Source organism: uncultured Maritalea sp. (genome assembly GCF_937139385.1).
GTDB classification, from domain to species: domain Bacteria; phylum Pseudomonadota; class Alphaproteobacteria; order Rhizobiales; family Devosiaceae; genus Maritalea; species Maritalea porphyrae_A.
The window spans coordinates 1-2,732 of sequence record NZ_CAKZPW010000214.1 but is presented as its reverse complement, the minus strand read 5'-3'; the positions used below and the strand labels follow the sequence as shown (position 1 = coordinate 2,732).

Below are 2,732 nucleotides of genomic sequence, written 5' to 3'. Positions count from 1 at the left end.
ATAAATTCGCAGCCTCCCCCAAGGAAAGAGCTGCTGTTGCCTTGCTACCAACGACTTTTAGAACAGGGTCACCGTTATGAAATAGAAAGACATTTGCTTGTGGGTTATGCCAAGCGGCAGCCAAGTCTTCAGCGCTTAGGCGCTCACTGTTTCGTTCGAGTTCATTTGCTGAAAATGCATTCCATGCAGAAACATCAGGAAAAGCTGTGCTCTTGAAAAAATTACTCACCAATTTCGCCTCAAAGTCTTGATTTTATCTTTTTAAGAAGTGTCGATTTTGCCTCAGCACTATATGGCTTAGCTGTTCCCACACCCCATACTGGGCCTGGCCAAGCGGCATCAGAAATCTCCCTTGCGATTATGTGTACATGCAGTTGGCGCACGATATTTCCTAAAGCACCAACATTCAGCTTTTCGCAATTGGTGAGATCCAGTACCACGCCTGATATCTGGTCTATCTCAGTTGCCAATTGAACTTTTTGCAATTCATCCAAATGAAAGACTTCTATAGCGCCTTCGATGCGCGGAACTAGTATCAGCCAAACAAATCGAGCGTCATTCACCAACAGCACATTGCATAGCTCCAAAGAAGTCACGAAATGCGTATCGGCGGCAAGGCGAGGATTAAGTGGGAATTCTGACAGTGGAGTTTGGTTCATAACAAACGCCTAATGCGGATTGCTGCCCATTGCAAGATTAACGTCATACGCCTATGGTCCGCCTCGATTTTCCAACCATGATACACACAAAATCTCGGAGCCCGAATGACTGACCTTGCTGCCTTGGAGACCATAATTGAAGCCGCTTTTGAAGATAGCGGTGCCGTCAATACTGACACAAAGGGTGAAGTACGTGATGCTGTTGAAACGTCGCTAAACTTGCTCGACAAAGGTGAAGCTCGTGTTGCAGAGCGCCAAGCAGATGGTAATTGGACAGTCAATCAATGGCTTAAAAAAGCGGTCCTTCTATCATTCCGCCTGAATTCAATGGAAATTATTAAAGGTGGCGCAGGTGGTGCTACTTGGTGGGACAAAGTTCCATCGAAATTCGACGGTTGGGGTGCCTCAGAATTTGAATCCGCTGGTTTTCGTGCGGTTCCAAACTGTACTGTACGTCGATCCGCCTATGTTGCTCCGGGCGTTGTATTAATGCCGTCCTTCGTCAACCTTGGCGCATTTGTTGATGAGGGAACTATGGTTGATACATGGGCTACCGTTGGCTCATGCGCGCAAATCGGCAAAAATGTACACCTGTCTGGCGGCGTTGGTATCGGGGGTGTTCTTGAGCCACTTCAAGCTGGCCCAACGATCATTGAAGACAATTGCTTTATTGGAGCGCGTTCCGAAGTTGTTGAAGGCTGCATCGTGCGCGAAGGTGCAGTTCTGGGAATGGGCGTTTACATCGGCAAATCGACAAAGATCGTTGATCGTGCAACCGGCGAAATTCACATGGGCGAGGTTCCGCCCTATTCAGTTGTGGTATCAGGCTCTCTTCCCGGCAAGTCGGTTCCAGGACAAAACTGGGGGCCCAGTCTTTACTGCGCAGTAATTGTTAAAAAAGTCGACGCACAGACTCGCTCCAAAACATCAATCAATGATCTTCTTCGCGATTGATATTTTGATGATCTTCGGCCAATTGAAACGCTGTTTGAGCTTTCTCAGACAGCGTTTCATATATCGCCAATATCAGCTAAACTGTATCTTAAGCAGCTGCTTGAGACTTTAAAAGACCACGGTTCACCAACAATTCAGCAATTTGAACTGTGTTAAGCGCCGCGCCCTTACGCAAATTATCAGAAACGACCCAAAGATTCAGGCCATTTTCAATGGTACTATCCTCGCGAATTCGGCTGATGAATGTCGCATCTTCGCCCGCAGATTCATATGGTGTGACATAGCCACCATCTTCGCGCTTATCCACAACAAGGCAACCAGGCGCTTCGCGCAGAATGCCACGTGCTTCATCAGCAGTGATTTCGTTTTCGAACTCAATGTTCACGGCTTCGGCATGACCAACAAATACAGGAACACGCACAGCTGTTGCGGTGAGTTTAATGGACTTATCGAGCATTTTTTTGGTTTCAGCGACCATCTTCCACTCTTCTTTCGTAGACCCGTCATCTAGGAACACGTCGATATGTGGAATTACATTGAATGCAATACGCTTTGTAGATTTGGTATTCTCAATTGGATCAGAAACGAACACAGCTCTACTTTGAGTGAACAGTTCATCCGCGCCTTCCTTTCCTGCACCTGATACTGACTGGTACGTGGACACAACAACTCGCTTGATTTTTGCTTGGTCGTGCAACGGCTTCAGCGCCACCACCAGTTGTGCAGTCGAGCAATTGGGGTTGGCTATTATATTTTTCTTAGAAAATCCCTCAATAGCGTCTGGATTTACTTCTGGCACGATGAGCGGCACATCCGGGTCGTAACGCCATGCAGAGGAATTATCGATGACCACACAACCTTTTGCCGCGATCTGCGGTGCAAGTTTCTTGGATAAATCACCGCCGGCAGACATAATGGCAATGTCTGTGCCCGTAAAATCGTAGTTGTCCAACGCCTGAACGCGGAGTGTTTGATCACCATAGGAAACTTCAGTCCCCTGACTACGTCTCGATGCCAGCGCGATGATTTCTTCTGCAGGAAACCCACGCTCATCCAGAATTGACAAGACTTCGCGACCCACATTGCCAGTGGCACCTACGACAGCAATTTTATAACCCA

4 protein-coding genes are annotated in these 2,732 nt (G+C 47.5%); 1 reads left to right on the top strand and 3 read right to left on the bottom strand.

Features of this window, described 5'->3' with window-relative positions:
- Both Q0231_RS09205 and Q0231_RS09200 read right to left on the bottom strand, forming a co-directional pair.
- Window positions 1-229 (bottom strand): hypothetical protein (locus Q0231_RS09205; protein ID WP_299347295.1); only part of this gene is annotated, 229 nt, incomplete at its 3' end.
- A gap of 10 nt (window positions 230-239) precedes the next feature.
- A complete protein-coding gene (locus Q0231_RS09200; RefSeq protein WP_299347293.1) occupies window positions 240-659 on the bottom strand; it encodes an HIT domain-containing protein in 420 nt (139 codons plus the stop codon).
- Window positions 660-764: 105 nt separating this feature from the next.
- Here Q0231_RS09200 and dapD point away from each other — a divergent pair, with 105 nt between their 5' ends.
- Window positions 765-1,613, top strand: a complete 849-nt coding sequence (dapD, locus tag Q0231_RS09195) for a 2,3,4,5-tetrahydropyridine-2,6-dicarboxylate N-succinyltransferase (RefSeq protein WP_299347291.1) — start codon at window positions 765-767, stop codon at window positions 1,611-1,613.
- Between the two features lie 88 nt (window positions 1,614-1,701).
- Here the strand turns inward: dapD and Q0231_RS09190 are convergent.
- The coding region (locus tag Q0231_RS09190; RefSeq protein ID WP_299347289.1) for an aspartate-semialdehyde dehydrogenase at window positions 1,702-2,732 on the bottom strand (1,031 nt) is incomplete at its 5' end.

Bases quoted from the DNA above. Each gene is read 5' to 3' on its own strand.
- Q0231_RS09200 (WP_299347293.1), bottom strand. From the start codon at position 659: ATGAACCAAACTCCACTGTCAGAATTCCCACTTAATCCTCGCCTTGCC.
- dapD (WP_299347291.1), top strand. From the start codon at position 765: ATGACTGACCTTGCTGCCTTGGAGACCATAATTGAAGCCGCTTTTGAA.